The 20808-nt window shown below is 69.8% G+C and carries 15 protein-coding genes; 14 read left to right on the top strand and 1 reads right to left on the bottom strand.

Going from position 1 to position 20808, the window contains the following annotated elements; translation table 11 throughout:
• Positions 1–7 precede the first annotated feature (7 nt).
• The 12 genes from J7I98_RS22805 to hisC all read left to right on the top strand — a co-directional run bounded on the left by J7I98_RS22805 (position 8) and on the right by hisC (position 17628).
• A complete protein-coding gene (locus J7I98_RS22805) occupies positions 8–940 on the top strand; it encodes a fatty acid desaturase (RefSeq protein ID WP_214924049.1) in 933 nt (310 codons plus the stop codon).
• A gap of 83 nt (positions 941–1023) precedes the next feature.
• Positions 1024–1368 carry a hypothetical protein gene (locus J7I98_RS22800; protein WP_214924038.1) on the top strand — a complete coding sequence of 115 codons (345 nt, stop codon included), beginning with the start codon at positions 1024–1026 and terminating at the stop codon, positions 1366–1368.
• Between the two features lie 113 nt (positions 1369–1481).
• Entirely contained in the window at positions 1482–3674 is a 2193-nt protein-coding gene (locus tag J7I98_RS22795) for an aminotransferase class III-fold pyridoxal phosphate-dependent enzyme (protein ID WP_214924012.1), read from the top strand.
• Positions 3671–4078, top strand: a complete 408-nt coding sequence (locus J7I98_RS22790) for a nuclear transport factor 2 family protein (RefSeq protein WP_214924009.1) — start codon at positions 3671–3673, stop codon at positions 4076–4078. The genes J7I98_RS22795 and J7I98_RS22790 overlap by 4 nt, the downstream gene beginning before the upstream one ends.
• Positions 4079–4086: 8 nt before the next feature.
• A complete protein-coding gene (locus J7I98_RS22785) occupies positions 4087–10242 on the top strand; it encodes a non-ribosomal peptide synthetase (RefSeq protein ID WP_214924006.1) in 6156 nt (2051 codons plus the stop codon).
• Positions 10239–11489 carry a cytochrome P450 gene (locus J7I98_RS22780; RefSeq protein ID WP_214924004.1) on the top strand — a complete coding sequence of 417 codons (1251 nt, stop codon included), beginning with the start codon at positions 10239–10241 and terminating at the stop codon, positions 11487–11489. Before J7I98_RS22785 ends, J7I98_RS22780 begins: the two co-directional genes overlap by 4 nt.
• A 38-nt stretch (positions 11490–11527) precedes the next feature.
• Positions 11528–11743, top strand: a complete 216-nt coding sequence (locus J7I98_RS22775) for a ferredoxin (RefSeq protein ID WP_214923987.1) — start codon at positions 11528–11530, stop codon at positions 11741–11743.
• On the top strand, positions 11740–13146 hold the full coding sequence (locus J7I98_RS22770) for an FAD-binding oxidoreductase (protein WP_214923984.1): 1407 nt from the start codon (positions 11740–11742) through the stop codon (positions 13144–13146). Before J7I98_RS22775 ends, J7I98_RS22770 begins: the two co-directional genes overlap by 4 nt.
• On the top strand, positions 13143–14369 hold the full coding sequence (locus J7I98_RS22765; RefSeq protein ID WP_214923963.1) for an MFS transporter: 1227 nt from the start codon (positions 13143–13145) through the stop codon (positions 14367–14369). Before J7I98_RS22770 ends, J7I98_RS22765 begins: the two co-directional genes overlap by 4 nt.
• The gene (locus J7I98_RS22760; protein WP_214923960.1) at positions 14351–15199 is read left to right on the top strand and encodes a TauD/TfdA family dioxygenase; all 849 of its coding nucleotides are present in this window, start codon (positions 14351–14353) and stop codon (positions 15197–15199) included. Before J7I98_RS22765 ends, J7I98_RS22760 begins: the two co-directional genes overlap by 19 nt.
• A 14-nt stretch (positions 15200–15213) precedes the next feature.
• Positions 15214–16494 (top strand): ATP-grasp domain-containing protein, encoded by a 1281-nt coding sequence (locus J7I98_RS22755; protein WP_251021025.1) that lies wholly within the window; start codon positions 15214–15216, stop codon positions 16492–16494.
• Between the two features lie 57 nt (positions 16495–16551).
• A complete protein-coding gene (hisC, locus tag J7I98_RS22750; protein WP_214923958.1) occupies positions 16552–17628 on the top strand; it encodes a histidinol-phosphate transaminase in 1077 nt (358 codons plus the stop codon).
• Here the strand turns inward: hisC and J7I98_RS22745 are convergent.
• Positions 17603–19036, bottom strand: a complete 1434-nt coding sequence (locus J7I98_RS22745; protein ID WP_214923955.1) for a PLP-dependent aminotransferase family protein — start codon at positions 19034–19036, stop codon at positions 17603–17605. The two genes, hisC and J7I98_RS22745, sit on opposite strands and share 26 nt — an antisense overlap.
• 146 nt (positions 19037–19182) lie before the next feature.
• Here J7I98_RS22745 and J7I98_RS22740 point away from each other — a divergent pair, with 146 nt between their 5' ends.
• Together J7I98_RS22740 and J7I98_RS22735 are read left to right on the top strand one after the other, a co-directional pair.
• Entirely contained in the window at positions 19183–20157 is a 975-nt protein-coding gene (locus tag J7I98_RS22740; RefSeq protein ID WP_251021024.1) for a DMT family transporter, read from the top strand.
• Between the two features lie 31 nt (positions 20158–20188).
• Positions 20189–20800 (top strand): flavodoxin family protein, encoded by a 612-nt coding sequence (locus tag J7I98_RS22735; protein ID WP_214923948.1) that lies wholly within the window; start codon positions 20189–20191, stop codon positions 20798–20800.
• The last annotated feature ends 8 nt before the right edge of the window (positions 20801–20808 follow it).

Here is a 20808-nt window from a genome sequence, read left to right as displayed (position 1 = left end):
GGTAATCGTGACGACAACAACGGACACCAGGCGCGGCGGACTGCTCTTTCAAAGATCCAGGGTCGCCAAACGCGATCAGACCGTTTTCATCGGCAAGCTCGTGGTCGCTGGGGCGATCGGCGCGGTGGGCGTGCTACTGCAGCTTCAGGGCGGGTGGGTAAGCCACCTGATCGGCATTTTCATCCTCGGCGCCCTTTATGCACACATGGTGGAGCTTCAGCACCAGTGCCTGCACCATACAGCGTTCACCTCCGCGAAGCCGCACCGGATTGTCGGGATCCCGCTGGGCATCCCGATGATGGTCTCCTACAGCCATTACCGAGTGCGTCACCTGCAACATCACGCATCTCTCGGAACACCTCAGGACTCGGAGTTCTTCGGGTTCGACACGCGAAAGCCGCTCACCTGGGGCGTTCTGGCACGCGGAACGTTTTCCTACGATCGCTTTCTCATCGTGGCGAGGGAAATTCTGCGGAGCTGGCGTGGTACCTGGAAGTACGATGCCGGCCAGATCGCCGACCGTCGCCGGCGTGAAATTATCACCGAATATCGGATGATGATTCTGCCGATCGCGGGAGCGGTGGCGGCAACCTGTGCCGGTTACGGCGGGCTTGTACTGCAGCTCTGGGTTCTGCCGCTGCTGGTGGCCATTCCCATGCATTTCCTCCTGGAGCTTCCCGAGCACATCCTCTGCGACAGTGACACCACTGATGTCCTGCGGAACACGCGGTCGATAAAGGGCTCCTGGTTCAGCACCTGGTACACGAACGGCAACAATCTCCACGTAGAACACCACGCGGTGATGACGGTAGCGATCAATCGGCTCAGGGAACGGCACGGCGAGGTGACCGCATGTGCGAAGTTCGTCGAGCGGAGCTACCCCGCCTTCTACCGCGCGATCGTACGTGAGGCGAACCGAAACAGCGGGCGATCGGCATGACTACCGTGGCGAGTACGGAAGTCCACGCCGGCCCCAGGGCCGACGGACGCAGGAAACGTGCCATCCGCACCGAGGGATTGGCGATGCGCTTCGCCCATCCGTTGATCAGCAAGTCCATTCCGGGGATTGTCTCTGCTTCGTTCATCCAGGACCTCATCAAGGTGTCCGTCGCGGAGGCAGACTTCACCATCCGGCTGAGTCTCGGCCCGGACACCACGGTGTGGCTGGAATTCACAGCGGTGTTCCGGGAGCCCGTCCAGGCCGGCGAGCCGGGCGGCACATGGTGGAGCACGTGGTCCATCGAATCGGATTTCCGGGACTCCGAGCACATCGGCGAACTGCTGGCCAGTCAGCTGGCAGAGAGCCGACGAAAGTTCACAGAGGCGCTGAGCGACGCACAGCGCTGTGAGTTGCAAGAGACGCACTGAACGTGTGGACACGGTGGCGGGGCACGCACCCGGCAGACGGACGCACCCCGCCACCCCGCTCCGCGCATCACGGAAACACCCCAGCATTCACCCGAGCCGGCATAGGTGGCCCCTTGTCCACGAACCTCGATCTCGACCGCGGCACCGTGGCGTATTTCCGGCCGGCCGGGCAAGAGACTCTTCACATCCTGTCGGACCTCATCGAGCAGGAACGCCCGATCTTCGCGATGCCGTCCTGGTTCGTCACCACGGACTCCGCCCATACGGGCTTCCTCCTCAGCGAATGGGTACGTGAACTCGGCGACGCGGCGCCCGGAACGGCGTACCGCAGCTTCTTCGCGAACTCCCGTTTCGAGGCGTTGCACGGCGCCGTCAAACTGCTGCGCCACCGCGCCCTCGCCACGGCCGGCAGCCACGGCGGCCGCGTCCTCGTCCTCGACCCGGACGGCACCCTCGGCCGGCGCGCCGATCCGCTCGGCGAGGGACCTGAGCTCGCCCTGGTACCCGGCCTCCCCAGCCACCCCACCCTCGACGCACTGCGCGCCGACATGACCGCGGGGACGTACTGCGCTCTGGTCGTCCGCGACCCGGAGTGTCTGGACACCGCGGAGCTGGCCGCACTCGCGAAGCTCGCCCGCACCCACGGCGCACGGGTCGCCCTCGACCTCACCGACGCCGACCCGACGCAGCGCCGGTCCCCGGCGGTCGCGGCCGCGCGACCCGATCTCGTTGTCGTCGGCGAATCGCTCACTGGCTACGAGGTCCCGTTCGGCGCGTTCATCGGCACCCGCGACATGTTCGCCCCGTGGAGCACCCCCTCGACCGCCTTCCTGCACTCCAACACCTACGGCGGCAACACCGTCGCGATGCGCGCCGTCAAGGCGTCGCTGCTGCGCCGCTGGGACGACCAGGCGCACGTGCACCGCGTACTCGCCACGACCGCACGCGACTGGCAGCGCACCCTCGACCTCTACGCGCGCCATGTGAACCCGATGACGGTACGGATGCACCGCAAGCTGCGCGGCGCCCTGCACGTCGTACGCGCCAAGGGCTCCCGGCTGACCGTCCAGCTGGACTCGGGCCGCCGTCTGGACCTGGTCGACGGGCTGTGCGGAGCGGGCCTCGGCATCAACGGCCACAATCCGGCCGACGCGCTCACCGACGTCGTACGGGTGCACGACCCGGACCGCGACTACGTGGCTGAGCTGGAGCAGGTCCTGGCCAAGGAAACCGGGCTGCCGCACGCCTTTCCCGCGGTCAGCGGCGCCTCGGCGGTGGAGAACGCGCTGATCCTGGCCCGGCTCGCCCGCCCCGAGCACCGGCGCATCGTCGTCTTCAAGCACAATTACGGCGGAAAGACGCTGGTTTCGCTGCTCGCCACCGCCGCGGCCGGGACCCGTGCGCCGTTCGGGCCGCTGTACGAAGACATCGTCTATATCGACCCGTTCTCGGAGAGCGCGGCCGACGAGTTCCACGCGGAACTCGACTCGGGCCAGGTCGGCCTCGTCTGGATCGAACTGGTCCACGGCAGTTCGGACTCGTACGCCCCGATCCCCGACGCGCTGCTCGACGTCGTCGCGCGGGGCCGGACGGACCGGGGCTATCTGGTCGGCGTCGACGAGGTGCTGACCTCCTTCTACCGGTGCGGAAAGCGCTTCGCCCACCAGGACCGGCTGCCCGAGATCGACCTGATGAGCCTCTCCAAGGCGCTCAGTTACGGTTGTTTCCCCACCGGCGCGGCTCTGGTCTCCGACGCCGTGCACGAGGCGGCGGCCAAGGCCCATCCCCGGCTGGTGAGCGAACTGCGCGGCCATCACGCCAGCCGGCTCGGCGCGCACTTCGCACTGCAGGCTATTGCCCAGGCCGACGCGCTCCAGCTCAACCGGCGCGTCGCCGCGCTGTCCGATGTGGTGCGTACCGGAATCGCCGCCATGCAGGGGCGCTCTCCGAGCGTCGGGCGGCGGTTCGCGGAGGGGTTGCTCGGCCGCTTCGAGGTGCGTCTGCCCCCTCTGCTGCTCCGGTTCATGCAGCCCGAGGGGGAGTTGATGACCTTCTCGATGATGCTCTGGTGGATCACCAGGGCCAGGGCATTCGTCGTCTACGACATCTTCCTGCTGCCGCTGACCGCGACTGAGGAGGAGATCCGTCAGGTGATGCGGAGTGCCCAGGAGCTCTCGCGCACCAGCCCGTACCGGCTGCTCGCTCAGGTGGCCCGATTCCACGCGGAAGAGCGGCTGCGCCGCTTCCTGCGGCGGGGCCGCAGAGCCGTACACCAGTCCGTCAGCACCATGGGGAGCCATTCATGAGCCAGCCGAACGTCGACGTGGTACGCCGATTCTTCCAGCTGTTCGAGGAGGGGCGGCTCGAAGACATCGAGTCGTTGCTCTCCGAGGACTTCGAGTGGATCTACCACGGTCCCAAGTCCCTGCCCTGGGCCGGAACATACCGTGGGGTCACCGGGTTCCGGGAGTTCTTCACTGTCGTCCGGGGCCTGATCGAGGTCCAGGAGTGCGACGCGTACGACTATCTCGACGCGGGCGACAGGGTGGTGGTACTCGGCGTCAGCAGGACCCGGATCCTGGCCAACGACGCCCGGTACGAGGCGCAGTGGATGAATGTCTTCACCGTCCACGACGGCCTGATCACGCGCTACCTCGATCTCTACGACACCGCGAGCGTCGTAGAGGCCCTGAACGCTCCCCGCGGGTGACGCTCCACATGAACGCAACTCCTGCCAACACTCTGGGCAGCGTCTTCCACGAGGTCGTGACCGGCCGCCCCGAGCACACCGCGCTCATCGCCGGTGACCTGAGGCTCAGTTACGGCCGGCTGGCCGGCTGGGCCGGGGCGCTCGCCGGACGGCTCGCGGGCACCCTTGAACCAGAAGAACTCGTCGGGATCTGTGCTGCGCGCTCGCCGGGAACGATCGCCACGCTCCTCGGAGTGGTCCTCGCCGGGGGCGCCTGCCTGCCGCTGGATCCGCGCTCGCCCGAGGGGCGGCTGCGGATGCTCATCGAGGACAGCGGAACCCGCACAGTATTCGCGGCGCGGCAGGACGTACCGCGGCTGCGTGCCCTGCTGCCCGAGCACGTCGAGATCCTGCCCATCGACGAGTCGCCGCCCGAAGATCCTGCCCCCTTCGCCCCGGTACCGCAGAGCCCGGACGTGCTCGGCTATGTCATCTACACCTCGGGCAGCACCGGCCGGCCCAAGGGCGTGCTGGTGGAACAGCGTTCCGTGCTCGGCCTGGTGCGCAGCGAGACGGCCGGGCTCGGACCCGACGACGTCCTTCTGCAGCTGGCCCCGCTGCACGCCGATCCGTCGGTCTTCGAGATGTGGGGCGCCCTGCTGAACGGCGCGACGCTCGTCCTGCCCGAACAGCCGGACCCGACCGTCCACGACATCGGCCGCGCCGTCACCCGGCACGGCGTGAGCGTGCTGAGACTGGCAGCCCCGCTCTTCCGGCTGGCGGTGGAGCACATCACGCCCGAGCTGCGCGGGCTGCGACTGCTCATATCGGGCGGTGACCGGGCGTACGCCAACGCGGTGCGCAAGGCGCTGCGGGAGCTGCCCGGCTGCCGGGTGGTCAACGGCTACGGACCGACCGAGACGACCGTCTACGCCTGCTGGCAGGTTCTGGCGGAGTACGACGAGAGCTGGCCGGACGTACCGATCGGCAGGCCGGTCGCGGGCGCGTCGGCGCATGTGCTCGGCCCCGACCGACGCCCGGTGGCGCCGGGCGACGAGGGGGAGCTGTGCGTAGGCGGCGCCGGGGTGGCCCGGGGCTATCTCGGCCGGCCGGAGCTGACGGCCGAGCGGTTCATACCCGAGCCGGGCAGGCCGGAGCTCAGGGCCTATCTGACCGGGGACCGGGTGCGGCTGCTCCCCGACGGCAACCTCGCGTTCCTCGGCCGTCTTGACGACCAGGTCAAGATTCGCGGGCACCGGGTCGAACCGGGCGAGGTCGAGCGGGTACTGCTCGCCCACCCGGCGGTGGGCGAGGCGGCGGTCGTCGTCCAGGGTGACGCGTGGCTCAGAAGACTCGCGGCATTCGTCAGCCCGGCGGCCGGGCGCGACGTCTCGCAGAGCGAACTGACCGGTCACCTGGGCGAGTTGCTCCCGGACCACATGGTCCCGGCCGCTGTGACAGTGCTGCCCGCGCTTCCGGTGACGGCGAACGGCAAGACCGACCGCGGACTGCTGGCCCGGACCGCCCAGGCCGTACACCCCGAAGCGGGGGGCATGGCCGGCTCCGGTGCCGAGAGCGTACGTACGGTCGCGGCCATCTGGCGCGATGTCCTCGGCGGACCCGCCGACCCGGACACCGGCTTCCTCGCCGCGGGCGGCGACTCGCTCTCGGCCATGGTCGTCCTGGCCCGTCTGGAGCGGGCTACGGGTGTCGCACTCTCCGTTGCCGAACTCTTCGAAGCGGCCACCGTCCGGGAGCTCGCCGCCCGGGTCGATGCCGCAGATCCCGCACGCCCCGCGGCGCCCCGCACGCCCCGCGAGCGGGTGCCTCTCCTGCCGGGGCAGGAAGGCATCTGGTTCGAGCAGCAGGCGGCTCCCGGCGGCCGTTACAACATCTCCCGTACCTTTCTCGTCCGGGGTCCGCTCGACGTGTCCGCCCTGCGCACCGCCCTGACCCGGCTCGCGGACCGCCAGCGCGCGCTGCGCACGGTCGTCGAGCACGACACGGACGGCGGCTGGTGGCAGTCCTCGTCCGCCGACCCGGGCGCCGCACTGCGCCACCTCGACCTCGGATCCACGCCGGTGGCCGGCCGGGAGACCCGCGCCCGGGAGCTGATCGGGGAATCCGCCGCGGCGGACCCCGCAGACCCGGCGACGCCGCTCGTCCGTACCCTGGTGCTCACGCTGGATCCCGTACGGACCGTTCTCCACTTCGACATCCACCATGTGATCGCGGACGACTGGTCACTGGACCTGTTCTTCGGTGAACTCTCCGCACTCTACGAGGCGTTGCTGCGGTCCGCCGAGCCGGACACGGCCGCACTCCCGGCACTGGAATTCTCGTTCGCCGACCATGTGCTGGACTCGCTGGACAGCGGCCCGCGGCGGGCCGCCACCGCACGGGAGTTCTGGGCGCAGGCCCTGGACGGCGGCGCCGCCGCGCTCGACCTGGTGACGGACGCCCCGCGTCCGGGAGTCCTCAGCGGCGCCGGAGACCGGGTCCGCCTCAGAATCGGCCCCGAACAGACCGCGCGGCTGGCCGGGGCGGCCCGCGGGCACGGCGTCAGCCGGTTCATGTTCTGCCTGGCCGGGGTCTACACCGTCCTGTCCGGTTACGCCGAGCAGGACGATCTCTGTCTCGGCAGCCTCGTCACGGGACGCGGCCGGGCCGGCACCGAGCGGCTCATCGGCTACTTCGTCAACATGCTTCCCATACGGGTCAGCGCTTGCGGCGACACCCGCGTGGCGACTCTGCTGAAGCAGGTGCGGGAAGCCTGCGTAGCGGCGTACCGGCACCAGGACGTCCCCTTCCAGACGGTCTGCCGGGACCTGGGCGTCACGGGCGCCGCCCGGGGTTCGATCCCCTTCCAGGCCGTCGTCAACTACCAGCAGCGTCAGCCCCGGCCGCTGACCCTGGGTGCGGCGGACGTCGAGTCCTGGCGGACGGCGGCTGGGGACACGGCCAAGTTCGAGCTGTTCTTCGCCTTCCAGGAGACGGGCGACGCGATCGACATCGAGCTGGAGTTCAGCACCGACCTCTACCGCGAGGACACCGTCCGGCAGCTCGGGAGCCAGCTGATCGCCGTGCTGGACCGGCTCGCGGGCGGCGAGGACACCACACTGCGCGAGCTGGAACTGTTCGCGCCGGGAGAGCGGCAACGCCTGTGCTCCGTACCGGAGCCGGAGCGGACGCCGGCCGGCACCGACGCCACGCTGCACGAGCTGTTCGCCCGGCAGGCCGCCGCCCTGCCCGAAAAGCCGGCTGTCGTCGGCGACGACCTCACCCTCACCTACCGTGAACTCGACCGGCTCAGCGACGGTGTCGCGGCCCGGCTCGCCGCGCACGGCATCCGCGCGGGCGACCGGGTGGCGATCTGCCTGGACCGCTCGCCCCGCCTGATCGTGGCGATCCTCGGCGTGCTCAAGTCCGGCGCGGCGTACGTCCCGCTCGACCCGTCGTACCCCGCCGAGCGGCTGCGGTACACCGTCGAGGACGTACAGGCGCGGGTGCTCGTCTCCGCCAAGGAGATCTCCGACGCCCTGTTCCGGGAGACCTTCCTGGAGATGCCGGGGGCCATCGCCGTCCTCGACATCGAGCGGCTGACGGCACCGGCCGACGAGGCCGCCACCATGCCCCCCACTGCCGGAGCCACGCCTGCCGCACCGGCGTACATCATCTACACCTCCGGCAGCACCGGCCGCCCGCGCGGTGTGGTGATCGGGCACCGCTCGGTCGTCAACACCCTGTACGGAAACCTGGCACGACACCCTTTCGCCGCCACGGACGTGTGGCTGCAGCTCACCTCGCCCGGCTTCGACGTAGCGGTGTACGAGCAGTTCATGCCGCTGGTGTCCGGCGGCACCCTGGTCTACTGCGACGACGCCACACGGGGTGACGGCCCGGCCCTCACCCGCGTCCTGCGGGAGCGGGGAGTGACCGTCATGGTGACGGTCCCGTCCCTGCTGCGTGCCCTCGGCCGTCCGGACCTCGCGGGTGTGCGGGTGCTGATGGTGGCCGGCGAGCCCGCCGACGTACACGACACCCGTCACTTCGCCCGCGACCGGGTGGTGATCAACGGATACGGGCCGACCGAGGCCGCCATTCTCGCGACCACCTACCGGGTATCGGCGGACGACGACGACAGGTCCCGGGTGCCGGTGGGCCGCCCGCTGCCCGGTACGCGTGCCCATGTGATCGACCGGCACGGACGGTTCGCCGCCACCGGCGTTCCCGGCGAGCTCTACCTCGGTGGCGCCGGCGTCGGCCACGGGTACTGGAACAACCCCGAGCAGACCGAGAAGGTCTTCACCACTGCTCCGGTGGTCGGACCCGACGAGCGGCTGTACCGCACCGGCGACCGGGTGCGATGGCTGCCCGACGGGAACATCGACTTCCTGGGCCGGCTGGACGGACAGATCAAGCTGCGCGGCTTCCGTATCGAACTCGGCGAGATCGAGGCCGCGTTGGCGACGCATCCCGGTGTGCGGGAAGCCGTGGCGGTCATCGAGGGATCCGGCCCGGACGCCGAACTCGCGGCGTTCTACGTCGGTCCGGCGGACGAGCGGCAGGCGCGCGAGCACCTCGCCCGGCTGCTGCCCGGCCACATGGTTCCCCGGCTCGTCGTCCCTGTCGGGACCATCCCGACCAGCACCCACGGCAAGGCCGACCGCACAGCGCTCGCCGCCCGGCTGACCGCCCGCCACCCGGCAGCCCCCGACGGCCGGGACCCCGCGGCCGGGGCCGGCCCGGGTGAACTCCGGATGCTCACCCTGTGGCAAGAAGTGCTCGGCACCCCGGTCGGGTCGCTCGACGACGACTTCTTCGCGCTCGGCGGGCACTCTCTGCGGCTCATCCGGCTGCTCGGCCTCATCGAGCGGCAGTGCGGCACACGCATCCCGGTCCGCGACTTCCTGGCGGCACCGACCGTCCGTGCCACGGCCGGGCGGCTCGCAGGCAGGGGTGCCGGGGCCTCGGCCACGGTGGGACCGGCCGACGCCGTGCTCGATCCGGGCATCGTCTTCACCGGATGCAGCGGCTCGACCGGACCGCCGGCCCCGGGCGGCGGTCCGGTGCTGCTGACCGGAGTCACCGGGTTCGTCGGGGCGTACGTACTCCAGGAACTGCTGGAGCGTACGGACGACCAGGTGCTCTGTCTGGTACGGGCGGACTCGCCCGGCGCCGCGCGTCGGCGCATCGAGGCCACCGCCACCCGCTACCGACTGGGGTTCGACCCGCACGATGCGCGCATCGTGCCCGTCCCCGGCGACCTGGCCCTGCCCGGCCTGGGGCTTGCCGGTACGCAGTGGGAGCGGGCGGCGCGGGAGGCCGCCACCGTCTTCCACGTCGGTGCCCAGGTGCACCATCTCTCCGGCTTCCAGCACCTCGCCGCCGCCAACGTCCGGGGCACCGAGGAGCTGCTGAGGATCGCGGCGGTGGGCCGGCCCGCCCGGTTCCACCACATTTCCACGCTCGGGGTGTTCCGGGCCGAAGGACCGCCGAGGGTGATCACCGAGGCGACACCGCTCGACGGCGAACGGCACGCGCGCGGCCGGGGCTACGTCGCCACCAAGTGGGCCGCCGAGCAGCTCGTCGCGCAGGCCGTGGCCCGGGGCGCGCACGCCCGCGTCTACCGGCTCGGCCGGGCGGGTGGCTCCACCGGCAACGGCGCCCTGAGCCTGGACGACATGCTCACCCGGATGCTCGTCACGTCCGCCGCACTGGGGTGTTACCCGGCCGACTCGCGGCTGACTTTCGACGTGCTGCCCGTGGATGTCATGGCTCGGGCCCTGGTGACGCTGGCCCTCGCCGACGGTGCGCCCGGCACCGTCCACCACCTGCACCACCCTCGGGAGCTGGACCTCGGCGCGTTCATGGACCCGTACGACCGGCGCGCGGACGGCCGTACGGACCGGGTGGATCTCGCCGAGTGGATCCAGCGGCTCGGCGCGGCCGCCGAGGCCGGGACCGAACTGCCCGCCCTCGCCTACCTGGAACACCTCAGGGAACTGCACGCCGCCCCGCACCGGGGCGGCGCCCGCCACGACAACCGCACCACCCTCGCCGCGCTGCGGGCGCACGGCATCACCCCGCCGGACCTCGACTACGCACTCGTCAGCCGGTGGTGGGACTTCCTTGAGGATGCGCGCGCCACGCTCAGTACAAGAACCGGAGAGACGAGCCGATGACCACTGTGCCTTCCACGAGTTCCGGTGCCGGGCCCTCCCGGACGACGACCTCTGGAGCTCTGCGCTACCCGATGGCGCGCCAATGCCCGTACGCACCGCCCGAAGAGGTCACCAGGGTGCGTACCGAAGGGACCGTCCCCCGGGTGACGATCTGGAACGGGGTACGGCCCTGGCTCTTCACCCGGTTCGACGACGCCCGCATCGTGCTCAGCGACCCCCGGTTCAGCGCGGACAAGAGCCGTCCCGGCTACCCGCTGTCCAGTGCGGTCGCGCTCGCGGAGACAGCGGTCACTCCGACGCTGCTCATCATGGACAATCCGGAGCACGACCACTACCGGCGACTGGTCCTCAGCGAGTTCACCGTGAAGCGCGCTGAGTCCTGGCGGCCCGCCGTGCGTGCGGTGGTGGACGACTGCCTCGACCGGATGCTCCACGGGCCCGCCCCGGCGGATCTGGTCGCCGGCCTGGCCCTCCCCGTCGCTTTCTCGGTGATCTGCGAGTTCCTGGGAGTGCCGTTCGAGGACCGGGAGTTCTTCCGCTCCCTCACCCACACCATGAACGCGATCGGCGGTACGACGCAGACTGCCGCGGCCGCCCGCCAGGAGCTGCAGGACTACCTGGTGTCGCTGGTCGCCGTCCGTGCGAAGGACCCGCGGGAGGACTTCATCAGCCGGATGGCGGTGAGGCATCTGCGCACCGGTGCCATGGACCAGGAACGCCTCGGTGCCATGGCGCTGCTGCTGCTGACCGCCGGGCACGACACCACGGCGAACATGATCTCGCTGGGTGTGCTCACCCTGCTGCGCCACCCCGGCCACTTCGCGATGCTCGGCAGGAATGACAATCCTGAGCTGCTCGCCAACACGGTCGAGGAGATGCTGCGCCACCTGACCATCGTGCAGCGCGGCATTCGTCGTATCGCTGTCGAGGACGTGGACGTCAACGGCCATCAGGTGCGCGCCGGGGAAGGCGTCGTCGCTGCCATCAACGTGGCCAACCGCGACCCTGGACGGTTCGCCTCCGGTGAGGAGTTCGTCCCTGCCGAACGGGCTCACGGCCACCTGGCCTTCGGCTACGGGCCGCACCAGTGCCTGGGGCAGTCCCTCGCCCGGGTGGAGCTCCAGGAGGTGTACGCGGGCATCGCCCGCCGGATCCCCACGCTCCGTACGGCCGTGCCCGACGAAGAGCTCCGCTTCAAGGAGGACATGGCGGTGTACGGCGTGCACGAGCTGCCCGTCACCTGGTGACCCCGCAATCCGAGAAACCCTGTAAGGAGCTTCCTGTCATGAAGGTCTTCCTCGCACCCGAACAGTGCGTCGGCGCCGGACACTGCGTCACGTCGGCCCCCGAGGTCTTCGACCAGAACGAGGACGACGGCGTTGTCCTCCTGCTCGACGACACCCCGGACGCGGACCTCGCGGACAGCGTCCACGAGGCCGCCGACCTCTGCCCCGCCCAGGCGATCCTGGTCGGCGCGACACAGGGCGGGAGCACAGGATGACGGCCGGCCTGCTCGCCGCGCTGCGCGCCGCCCTGGGAGAGACGGCGGTGCTCACCGACCCCGGTGTGACCGAAGGCTACGCGGGCGACATGATGCCGCTCGTCCCGCGGGGGCGGCCGCTCGCGGTGGTCCTGCCCGCCGACGCCGCGCAGGTGAGTGCGTGCGTACGTGCCTGCGCCGAGGCCGGCGTCCCGATCGTGCCGCGCGGCGCGGGCAGCGGACTGACCGGCGCGGCGAACGCCGTGGACGGCTGCGTCGTGCTGGTCATGACCCGGATGAACCGGATCCTGGAGATCGACGCGGACAACCGGCTCGCGGTCGTCCAGCCCGGCGTGATCAATCTGGACCTGCGCAAGGCGGCGGCCCGACACGGCCTCTTCTACCCACCGGACCCTTCGAGCCTCGAATGGTGCACCCTGGGCGGCAACCTGGCCACCAACGCCGGCGGCCTGTGCTGCGGAAAGTACGGCGTGACCACGGAAGCGGTTCTCGGCCTGGAGGCGGTCCTCGCCGACGGCTCGCTGCTCAGGACAGGACGCAGAACCGTCAAGGGCGTCGCGGGATACGACCTCACCCGGCTCTTCGTGGGCAGCGAGGGAACCCTGGGCGTCATCACCGAGGCGACCCTCGCGCTCAAGCCGCTGCCTGCCGCGCCCGGCACACTGATCGCCTCGTTCGACTCGGTGGAGAACGCGGGCGACTGCGTCATCCGTGTCGTACGGGAGGGAATCGTCCCCTCCCTCATGGAGATCATGGACGCCACCTCGCTCCGGGCGTCCGCGGCGTACCTCGGCACCGACCTCGGTGGCGTCGGCCAACAAGCCCTGCTGCTCTGCCAGTCGGACTCGGGCGGCGAGGCGGCGGACCGGGAGCTGGCGGCGATGGAGCGGCTCTGCCGGGACGCCGGGGCGACCCTCGTTCACGTCACCCGTGATCCCGCCGAGGGCGACCTGCTGCTGCGTGCCCGCCGGGTGTCGCTCACCGCCCTGGAGGCACAAGGGGCCTGTATGACCGAGGACGTGGCCGTACCGCGCACCCGGATCGCCGAACTCATCGCCGGCTGCGAGAAGATCGGCGCCTCGGCCGGGCTGACCGTGGCGGTCGTCGGCCACGCGGGCGACGGCAATATGCACCCCACCGTGCTGTACGACCGCGACTCGCCGGACGAGTTCCGCCGGGCCGGTGAGGCGTTCGACGCGATTCTCGCCCTGGGCCTCTCCCTCGGGGGCACGGTCACCGGCGAACACGGCATCGGCAAGCTCAAGCAGGAATGGCTGGAGCGTGAGCTCGGCCCGGTCTCGATGCGGGTGCACCGGCAGCTCAAGGCGGCCCTGGACCCGGGGAACCTCTTCAACCCCGGAGCCATGTTCGCCCCGGCGGAAGCGGTCCAGGGCACCCCGTGATCGTCAAGACCTACCGGATCGTGGCCGGACTCAACGACGGACTGCGGACTCTCTTCTTCACCACGCTCATCTTCCGCACGGGAACGATGGCGTACCCGTTCCTCGCCGCGCACCTGCTGCTCTCCGGCGGATTCGACGCGTCGCAGGCCGGCACAGCTGTCGCCAGTTTCGGAGTGGGCGCGCTTGCCGCGGACCTGGCAGCCGGCGCACTGCTGGGGCGGGTCGGCTCGCGGACGGTCATGCTCGGCGGTCTCCTGCTCAATGCCGCCGTGCTGGCCGTCACCCCGCTGCTCCATGAACTGCCCTGGATCATCGGGGCCATCGTGGTCTGGGGATTCGCGTACGAGGTGGTCACCCCCGCCTCGTACTCGGCGACCATCGCCGGCTCGGAGCCGGAGGAACGCAAAGTCGCCTTCTCCTGCTACCGGCTGGCCATCAACCTCGGCATGGCGGTCGGTCCGGTGATCGGCGGGCTGATCTTCGCGGTGAACCCCCGCGCGGTGTTCTGGGCCAACGCGGTCTGTGTGCTGGCTGCGGCCGGCTACCTGACGCTCCGGACGAACGGCGGCTCCTCCCCGGCGCGGCGGGCGCGGGCGGCGCGGCGGGGTGTACCCGCTGTACGCCCGCTGCGTGACCACACCCGGTTCTGGACGATCTTCGCCCTGTCGCTGCCTGTTCAGCTGGCGTACTCGCTTCCCTCGGTCTTCGCCAGTACGTACGTCATCGTCGGCCTGGGGCTGCCCAGTTACTGGGCGGGCATCATCTTCACCGTCAACGCCGCGGGCATCGTTCTCTTCGAGGTCCCCCTCAATGTGGTCATGGCGCGCATGGAGAACCTGCCGACGCTGCTCATCGGATACGGGCTGGCGGGCGCGGGGTTCCTGTTGATGGGCCTCTCCGAATCCGGCCCGGCGCTTGTGCTCTCCACCCTGGTGTGGACGGCCGGCGAGATAGTCGTGTTCCCCGGGCTGCTGCATTACGTCAGCGGCCTCGCGCCGTCCGGCGGCTCGGCCGACCGGAACATGAGCCTGTACTCCACGGGCGTCAATGTCGCCTTCATTCTGGCACCCCAGCTCGCCCTGCTGCTCTCCGGGCCCGGGCATCCCGGCGCGCCCTGGGCCGTGGGCGGAGCGGCGGTCTGTGTGGCGTGGCTGCTGCTGATCGTTGCCCGCAGAAGTCCGTACACCTGGCACAAGGAGGAAGCATGGAAATGCGCCAACTGACCCCGTACATCGGTGTCGAGTTCACCGGGGTCACCTTTGACGACGTGCGCCGTCCCGAGGTCTTCGACGCCGTCGTCGACGCGCTGCACCAGCGGGACCTGGTCGTCGTCCGCAACGTGAACATGACGCCGGAGCAGCAGATCGAACTGGCCTCGCGGATCGGCAGCCCGGTGCCCTTCGTGCTGAAGGACTGGCGTCACCCGTCGTTCGACGAGATCCTCGTGTCCTCGAACGAGTGGAAGAACAACAAGCCGCTGGGCGTTCCGCGGGTCGGCAACTTCTGGCACCAGGACTCGTCCTTCAGCGAGCGTCCGTCCGAGTACACGATGCTGCACGGCGTCAACGTGCCGCAGGACTACGGCCACACCCTCTTCGCGAGTGCCTGCGACGTGTACGACCGGCTGCCGGAGACGTGGCAGGCCAAGCTCGAAGGCCGCATCGGACTGCACACGCTGAGCAAGCAGCAGCGCATCGCCGAGGAGCACGTCGGGCTGTCGATAGCGGAGATGCGGGCGCTGGTCGCCCAGCAGCACCCCGCGGTGGAACACCCGGTGGTGCGGCGCGACGCGTTCACCGGCCGTCCCTACCTCTACGCGGCCCGGGAGTACATGGACTCGGTGGCCGGTCTCGACGCCAACGACAACGAGGCCTTCTTCGACCTGGTCGAAACGTTGCTCCAGGACCCCGCCCACGTGTACACGCACCGCTGGACCCCGCGCGACCTGCTGGTGTGGAAGACATCGACGACGTACCACATGGCGACCGATCTGCCCCCGGGCATCTCCCGGACGGTGCACCGCGTCAGCATCGCTGCCTCGGCAGCCGCGTGACAGGAGGACGGCCCATGATGACACCCGAGACACCCGTGACACCTCACCCCGCGCCGGTGGGCGTAGTGGTCGACGGTTATTCGGTCGGCAAGTTCCTGCCCGCCGCGTTCCAACGGCTCGGGGCGGATGTCGTACATCTGCAGAGCACGCCGGAGTTCCTGTCCACCGTCCCGCCGCCCGACCTGCGCCCGTACCTCGCCAATGTCGTCCACGACGGCCTGGAAGGGACCGCCAAGCAGCTCGCCGAGTACGCCCCTGTATGCATACTGCCGGGGCAGGAGACCGGTGTGATGCCGGCGGACCTGTTCGCCGAGTACCTGGGGCTGCCGGGGAACGGCTCGGCGCTCTCCCTCTCACGGCGCGACAAGTACGAGATGATCGAGGCCCTGCGGTCCGCCGGGATCCACTGCGCGCGTCAGCTCAAGTCCGCGGATCCGGCGGAGATCGTGGAGTGGGCGCAGCGGGAGTCCGCCTACCCAGTGGTCGTCAAGCCACTGAGCTCCGCCTCCGCCGACGGCGTCTTCATCTGCCGCAACGCGCAGGAGGTCCGGGCCGCCGCCGTTTCGGTCCTCGGCTCGTACGACATCTTCGAGCGCCGCAACACCGAGGTGCTCGTCCAGTCCTTCCTCCAGGGCACCGAATACATCGTGGACATCGTGCGTGGCCCCGGCGGCGGACGGCATGTGTGCGGAGTCTGGGAGTACGAGAAGACCGAGACCGGCTCCCGGCGCATCTATGACAAGGACGTCCTGCTGACGCCGGACAATGAGCCGGTGGCCGAGCTCGTCGCCTATCTGGACACGGTGCTCGAAGCCCTGGAGATCCGGTTCGGCGCGGCCCACGCGGAAATCATCATGACCCCGGAAGGGCCCGCGCTGGTGGAGATCGGCGCCCGGCTGAACGGCAACCTGGAGCCCGGCTTCCATGACGCGTGTACGGACGGGAACCAGGCGGATCTGCTGGCTCTGGCGTGCGTCCGTCCCGAGGAGTACGCCCGCCGGTTCACCGGAAAGACCATGTACCGCAAGCGCCACGAGGGCATCGTCTACCACGGGCAGACCAGCCTGAGCGGCGTGGTGGCAGCGATCGACGAACGGGTGCTCGCTGAGATCGGGGCGCTGAACACCGTGCATCTGGCTGTGCCCCGGGTGGCACCCGGGGATCGGCTGCGCCCCACCACCGATCTGCTGTCCAGCCCGCTGCGGGTCTACCTGACGGGCAGCAACCACCAGGATCTGATGGCCGATTACCGGCGGATCGTGGCGCTCAAGGACGACGTGTTCCGACTCGTCTGATCAACCTCGTCCGATCAACAACCGGCGCTTTCGCAGGCGCCTTGTGGAAGGAATACCATGCCCGTCCCCGTCCGGGCCGACCTGGCCGAGCTGCCCGACTACATCATCCCGAGCCAGGTGCCCGGGGCGATCCTGCTGAACTCCAACGAAGCACCGCTGCCGCCTCCACCGTCCGTCGTGGAAGCCATCACCCGGGCGGCGGCCGAAGGCCACCGGTACCCCATGTGGTTCTCGGACGCACTGGTGTCCCGGCTCGCGGAGCGGCTCGGCGTGCCGGAGCCGTGGATCACCGTCGGCTGCGGCTCGGTGAGCCTGTGCCAGCAGCTCATCCAGGCGTTCTGCGCCCCCGGCGACGAAGTGGTGTGCGCCTGGCGGTCCTTCGAGGCGTACCCGGTCTTCGCCAGCGTCGCCGGCGTTGCGGTACGGGCCGTCCCCCTGGACGCGGAGCACCGGCACGATCTGGACGCGATGCTCGCAGCGATCACGCCGGCTACCCGGGTCGTCTTCGTCTGCAACCCCAACAACCCCACCGGCACCGCGGTGGGTTCGGACGCCCTGCTCAGATTCCTGGACAAGGTGCCCTCCGACGTACTGGTCATCCTGGACGAGGCGTACGGCGAGTTCGTGACGGACCCGGACGTGCCGGACGGCATCCCGCTCGCGCTGGAGCACGAGAACATCGCGGTCCTGCGGACCTTCTCCAAGGCATACGGGCTGGCAGGCGTCCGGATCGGCTACTGCGTGGCCGCTCCGCCGGTCACCGCCGCCGCGGCGAAGGTCGGGGTCCCCTTCGCGGTGAGCAGACTCGCGCAGGCCGCCGCGCTCGCCGCCCTGGCCCACGGCGACGAGGTACGGCAACGGTGCGAGGTGGTGGTACGGGAGCGGGAACGCGTCCATGCCGCGCTGCTGGCCACCGGACACCAACTGCCCCCGTCACAGGCCAACTTCCTCTGGCTGCCACTGGGCGAGCGGTCCGCCGAGTTCAGCGGGCATTGCGCGGACCACGGCGTCATGGTGCGTGCCTTCGCGAGTGACGGAGTACGCGTCACGGTGGGGTCGCCCGAGGAGAACAACGCCTTCCTGCGCGCCGCACAGAGCTTCGCCACGGCTAGGCGAATACGGCAGGTTCTGTGAGGTACGACCGGGACCGGTCGTCTATGCCCGCCCGCACTCCGGCGATGCGGCGCACCGCCTCCTCCAGTTCCGGTCCCCGCAGGGTGAACGGCAGCCGGAGGAACCGTTCGAGAGTCCCCGCGGCGCCGAAGCGGGGACCTCCGGCGAGCCGGACCCCGACCTCCGCGCAGGCTTTCACGAGGTGGCTGCTGACCGGAGCGTCGAGTTCCGCCCATACGGAGATTCCGCCGGAAGGAATGTGGAACCGCCACTCGGGCAACTGCTCGTGCAGCGCCGCGACGAGGGTGTCCCGCTGCACTGCCAACTCGGCACGCCGGTTCGCGACAATACCGGCGCCGGATTCGAGCAGCCGCCCCGCGATGAGCTGGTCGAGGATGGAGCAGCTGACCCCGAGATCGACAGCGACGGCCGCCAGCTGCTGCACGAGCTGCGCGGACGTGCGAATCCATCCCACGCGCAGACCGCCCCAGAAAGCCTTGCTCATGCTGCCGATCGACAGCACCTGCCCGTTCCGGTCGAAGCTCGCGAACGGCGGCGGCACAAGGCCGCCGTCCAGGTCGAGATCGACGAGGGTCTCGTCCACAACAAGGTCCGTACGGGTGGCCCGCGACACCGCGGCGAGCCGTTCGCGCAGCTCGGCCGGCATCAGATGACCCGTCGGATTGTGGAAGTCGGGGATCAGGTACGCCAGGCGCGGTTGCACTTGGGCCAGCATGTCGACGAATTGCGCACTGTCCCAACCGGCCGGTCCCAGACCGCAGGTGACCAGCCGGGCGCCGGCCCGGTCCAGCAGCGCGAGCGCGTTGGGATACGTCGGCGACTCGACGAGGACCTTCTCGCCCGGCCCGGCCAGAAGCTTCAGGATCAGATGCAGCGAGTGGAGGCTGCCGGCGGTAACGATGATCTGATCCGGCATGGTGGCCACCCCGCGCGCCGTGTACTTCTCGGCGATGCGTTCACGCAGCACCGGCAGCCCCAGCGGCAGGTATCCCGAGTGCTGGGTGTAGAGCGGCAGATCGGTACTGGCCACACGCGTCGCGTCAAGCAGTTCGGGCGGTGCGGGCAGGGCGGCGCAGGCGAGATCGATCACTTCTGAGTGCCCCGCGGACCACAAACCGCGGGCAGCCAGTTTCCTGCTTCCGGCGAGCGAGGTGAAGCTGCCGGCCCCCCGGCGGCTGGTGAGGTACTGCCCGGCGCGCAGCTCCCGGTACGCCGCGGTCACCATGGTCCGACTGACACCGATCGCGCTCGCGAGCTCCCGCTCGGCGGGCAGCCGCAGGCCGTCACCCAGTCGGCCGTCGTCAATCAACTGCCGTACCGCGTCGGCGAGTTCCAGGTATCCGGGCCGGTCGGTCCGCACACTGCCGAGCATTCCGGCCAACTGCGGCGCACCTACGTTACGACCCATTTGTTCCCCCTGAAGCCACTGGACCCCGATTGGATATAGCCACTCCTTGGGCCCCTACCTACATTTCCAGGCATACGTCAAGTCTGCAAGGCCACAGCACTCCAGTTGGAGGGATACACGTCATGCGCCAAGGTGCTCTCGTTCGATTGGCACTCCTTGCCCTGGTCTGGGGGTCCAGTTATCTCTGGATCAAGATCGCGCTCCGCGGATTCACGCCTACCCAGATCCTGCTCGTCCGACTGGCCCTCGGCGCACTGGTGCTTCTGGCGGCGGTGCGATTCGCGAAGCTGCGGTTGCCGCGCGGCGCCATGGTCTGGGTTCACTTGAGCATCGCCGCACTACTCGCCAACGTGGTGCCGTTCTTGCTGTTCGCCGTCGGCGAGCAGACGGTCGACTCCGGACTGGCCGGCGCCCTCAATGCCACAACCCCGTTGTGGGCACTGCTGGTCGGGCTCTTCGCAGGCCGGCAACGCGCCCGGCTGACTCCGGCACTGCTCGTCGGCCTCGTCGTCGGGTTCACCGGCGCCCTGTTGATCTTCGAGCCCTGGAAGAGCGGGGCATCCGGCCCCGCCATGGTGGGCGTGCTGGCCTGCCTGGCCGCAGCGCTGAGTTACGCCCTCGGGTACACCTACATCGACCGCACGCTGGCCGGCCGTGGCATCCCGCCGGTTGCGCTGGTAGCGGCACAACTGCTCGCCGCGACCGCCATCGCGGCCGTGACGACTCCGTTCGCCGGGCTGACACCGGTACACCTGCGTGCTGACTCCGTGATCGCCCTGGTCGTCCTCGGTGCGCTGGGAACCGGGTACGCCGTGCTCCTGAACTACCGGCTGATCGAGGACGACGGCGCCACCCTCGCGTCGACCGTCGCGTACCTCCTGCCGATCGTGGCGGTCACTCTCGGAGTGCTGACACTCGGTGAGCCGGTCACAGCGGTGACCCTGGCGGGTGTGGCTCTGGTGCTCACCGGTATCGCGCTGACCCGCCGTCGGCCGGGCGGCGGCGATGCGGCCGCTTCCTCAACCAAGCCTGACGCGGCGAAGCTCGCACAGTCCCCCGAGCCCGAGCCCGCGCCCGAGCCCGAGCCCGCTGCCGAGGGTTCCCTGAGCCGCAGTAACTGACAACCGAACCGATAGCAGGAGGCGTCACAACATGACCGCACCGCACCACACAACTGACCGCAAGTTCCTCTTCGTGCTGGGCGGCGCCCGGCCGAAAGGGAACACCGAGACACTCGCCCGTACCGCGGCGGCAGGGCTGCCCGAAGGCGTGCAGCGGTCCTGGGTGCGGTTGAGCGAACTGCCGTTGCCCCCGTTCGAGGATCTCAGGCATGTGGGCACCGGCCAATATCCCGAGCCGGCGGGCAACGCGCGTGTCCTGCTCGACGCCACGCTGGCCGCCACCGACCTGGTGATCGCCTCCCCGCTCTACTGGTACAGCCTGTCCGCGAGCGCCAAGCTCTACATGGACTACTGGTCGGGTTGGATGCGTGTCCCCGGTGTCGAGTTCAAGGAGCGGATGGCGGGCAAGACGCTGTGGGCGGTCACCGCGCTCTCCTCGGGAGACCCGGCGAAGGCCGATCCGATGCTCGGCACGCTCCGCAACTGCGCCGAGTTCCTCGGCATGCGGTGGGGCGGCGCCGTGCTCGGCCACGGCAGCGCGCCAGGGCAGGTCCACACGGACAGCGCCGCGCTGGAGAGTGCCCGGTCCTTGTTCGGCCGGGACGTCAGTGACGTTGCTGACATGCGAGTGGGAGCAGTCTGAAGTCCCCC

The sequence above is a fragment of the Streptomyces sp. ISL-98 genome (assembly GCF_018614055.1).
Taxonomy (GTDB): domain Bacteria; phylum Actinomycetota; class Actinomycetes; order Streptomycetales; family Streptomycetaceae; genus Streptomyces; species Streptomyces spiramyceticus.
Note: the sequence above shows the minus strand (reverse complement) of the source record. Positions and strands in the feature narration are given on the sequence as shown.

What these genes read in the sequence shown, in the direction of transcription:
- J7I98_RS22775 (WP_214923987.1), top strand. Translation starts at nt 11,528, where the DNA reads ATGAAGGTCTTCCTCGCACCCGAACAGTGCGTCGGCGCCGGACACTGC.
- J7I98_RS22780 (WP_214924004.1), top strand. Translation starts at nt 10,239, where the DNA reads ATGACCACTGTGCCTTCCACGAGTTCCGGTGCCGGGCCCTCCCGGACG.
- J7I98_RS22785 (WP_214924006.1), top strand. Translation starts at nt 4,087, where the DNA reads ATGAACGCAACTCCTGCCAACACTCTGGGCAGCGTCTTCCACGAGGTC.
- J7I98_RS22745 (WP_214923955.1), bottom strand. Translation starts at nt 19,036, where the DNA reads ATGGGTCGTAACGTAGGTGCGCCGCAGTTGGCCGGAATGCTCGGCAGT.
- hisC (WP_214923958.1), top strand. Translation starts at nt 16,552, where the DNA reads ATGCCCGTCCCCGTCCGGGCCGACCTGGCCGAGCTGCCCGACTACATC.
- J7I98_RS22790 (WP_214924009.1), top strand. Translation starts at nt 3,671, where the DNA reads ATGAGCCAGCCGAACGTCGACGTGGTACGCCGATTCTTCCAGCTGTTC.
- J7I98_RS22735 (WP_214923948.1), top strand. Translation starts at nt 20,189, where the DNA reads ATGACCGCACCGCACCACACAACTGACCGCAAGTTCCTCTTCGTGCTG.
- J7I98_RS22760 (WP_214923960.1), top strand. Translation starts at nt 14,351, where the DNA reads ATGGAAATGCGCCAACTGACCCCGTACATCGGTGTCGAGTTCACCGGG.
- J7I98_RS22755 (WP_251021025.1), top strand. Translation starts at nt 15,214, where the DNA reads ATGATGACACCCGAGACACCCGTGACACCTCACCCCGCGCCGGTGGGC.
- J7I98_RS22800 (WP_214924038.1), top strand. Translation starts at nt 1,024, where the DNA reads ATGCGCTTCGCCCATCCGTTGATCAGCAAGTCCATTCCGGGGATTGTC.
- J7I98_RS22770 (WP_214923984.1), top strand. Translation starts at nt 11,740, where the DNA reads ATGACGGCCGGCCTGCTCGCCGCGCTGCGCGCCGCCCTGGGAGAGACG.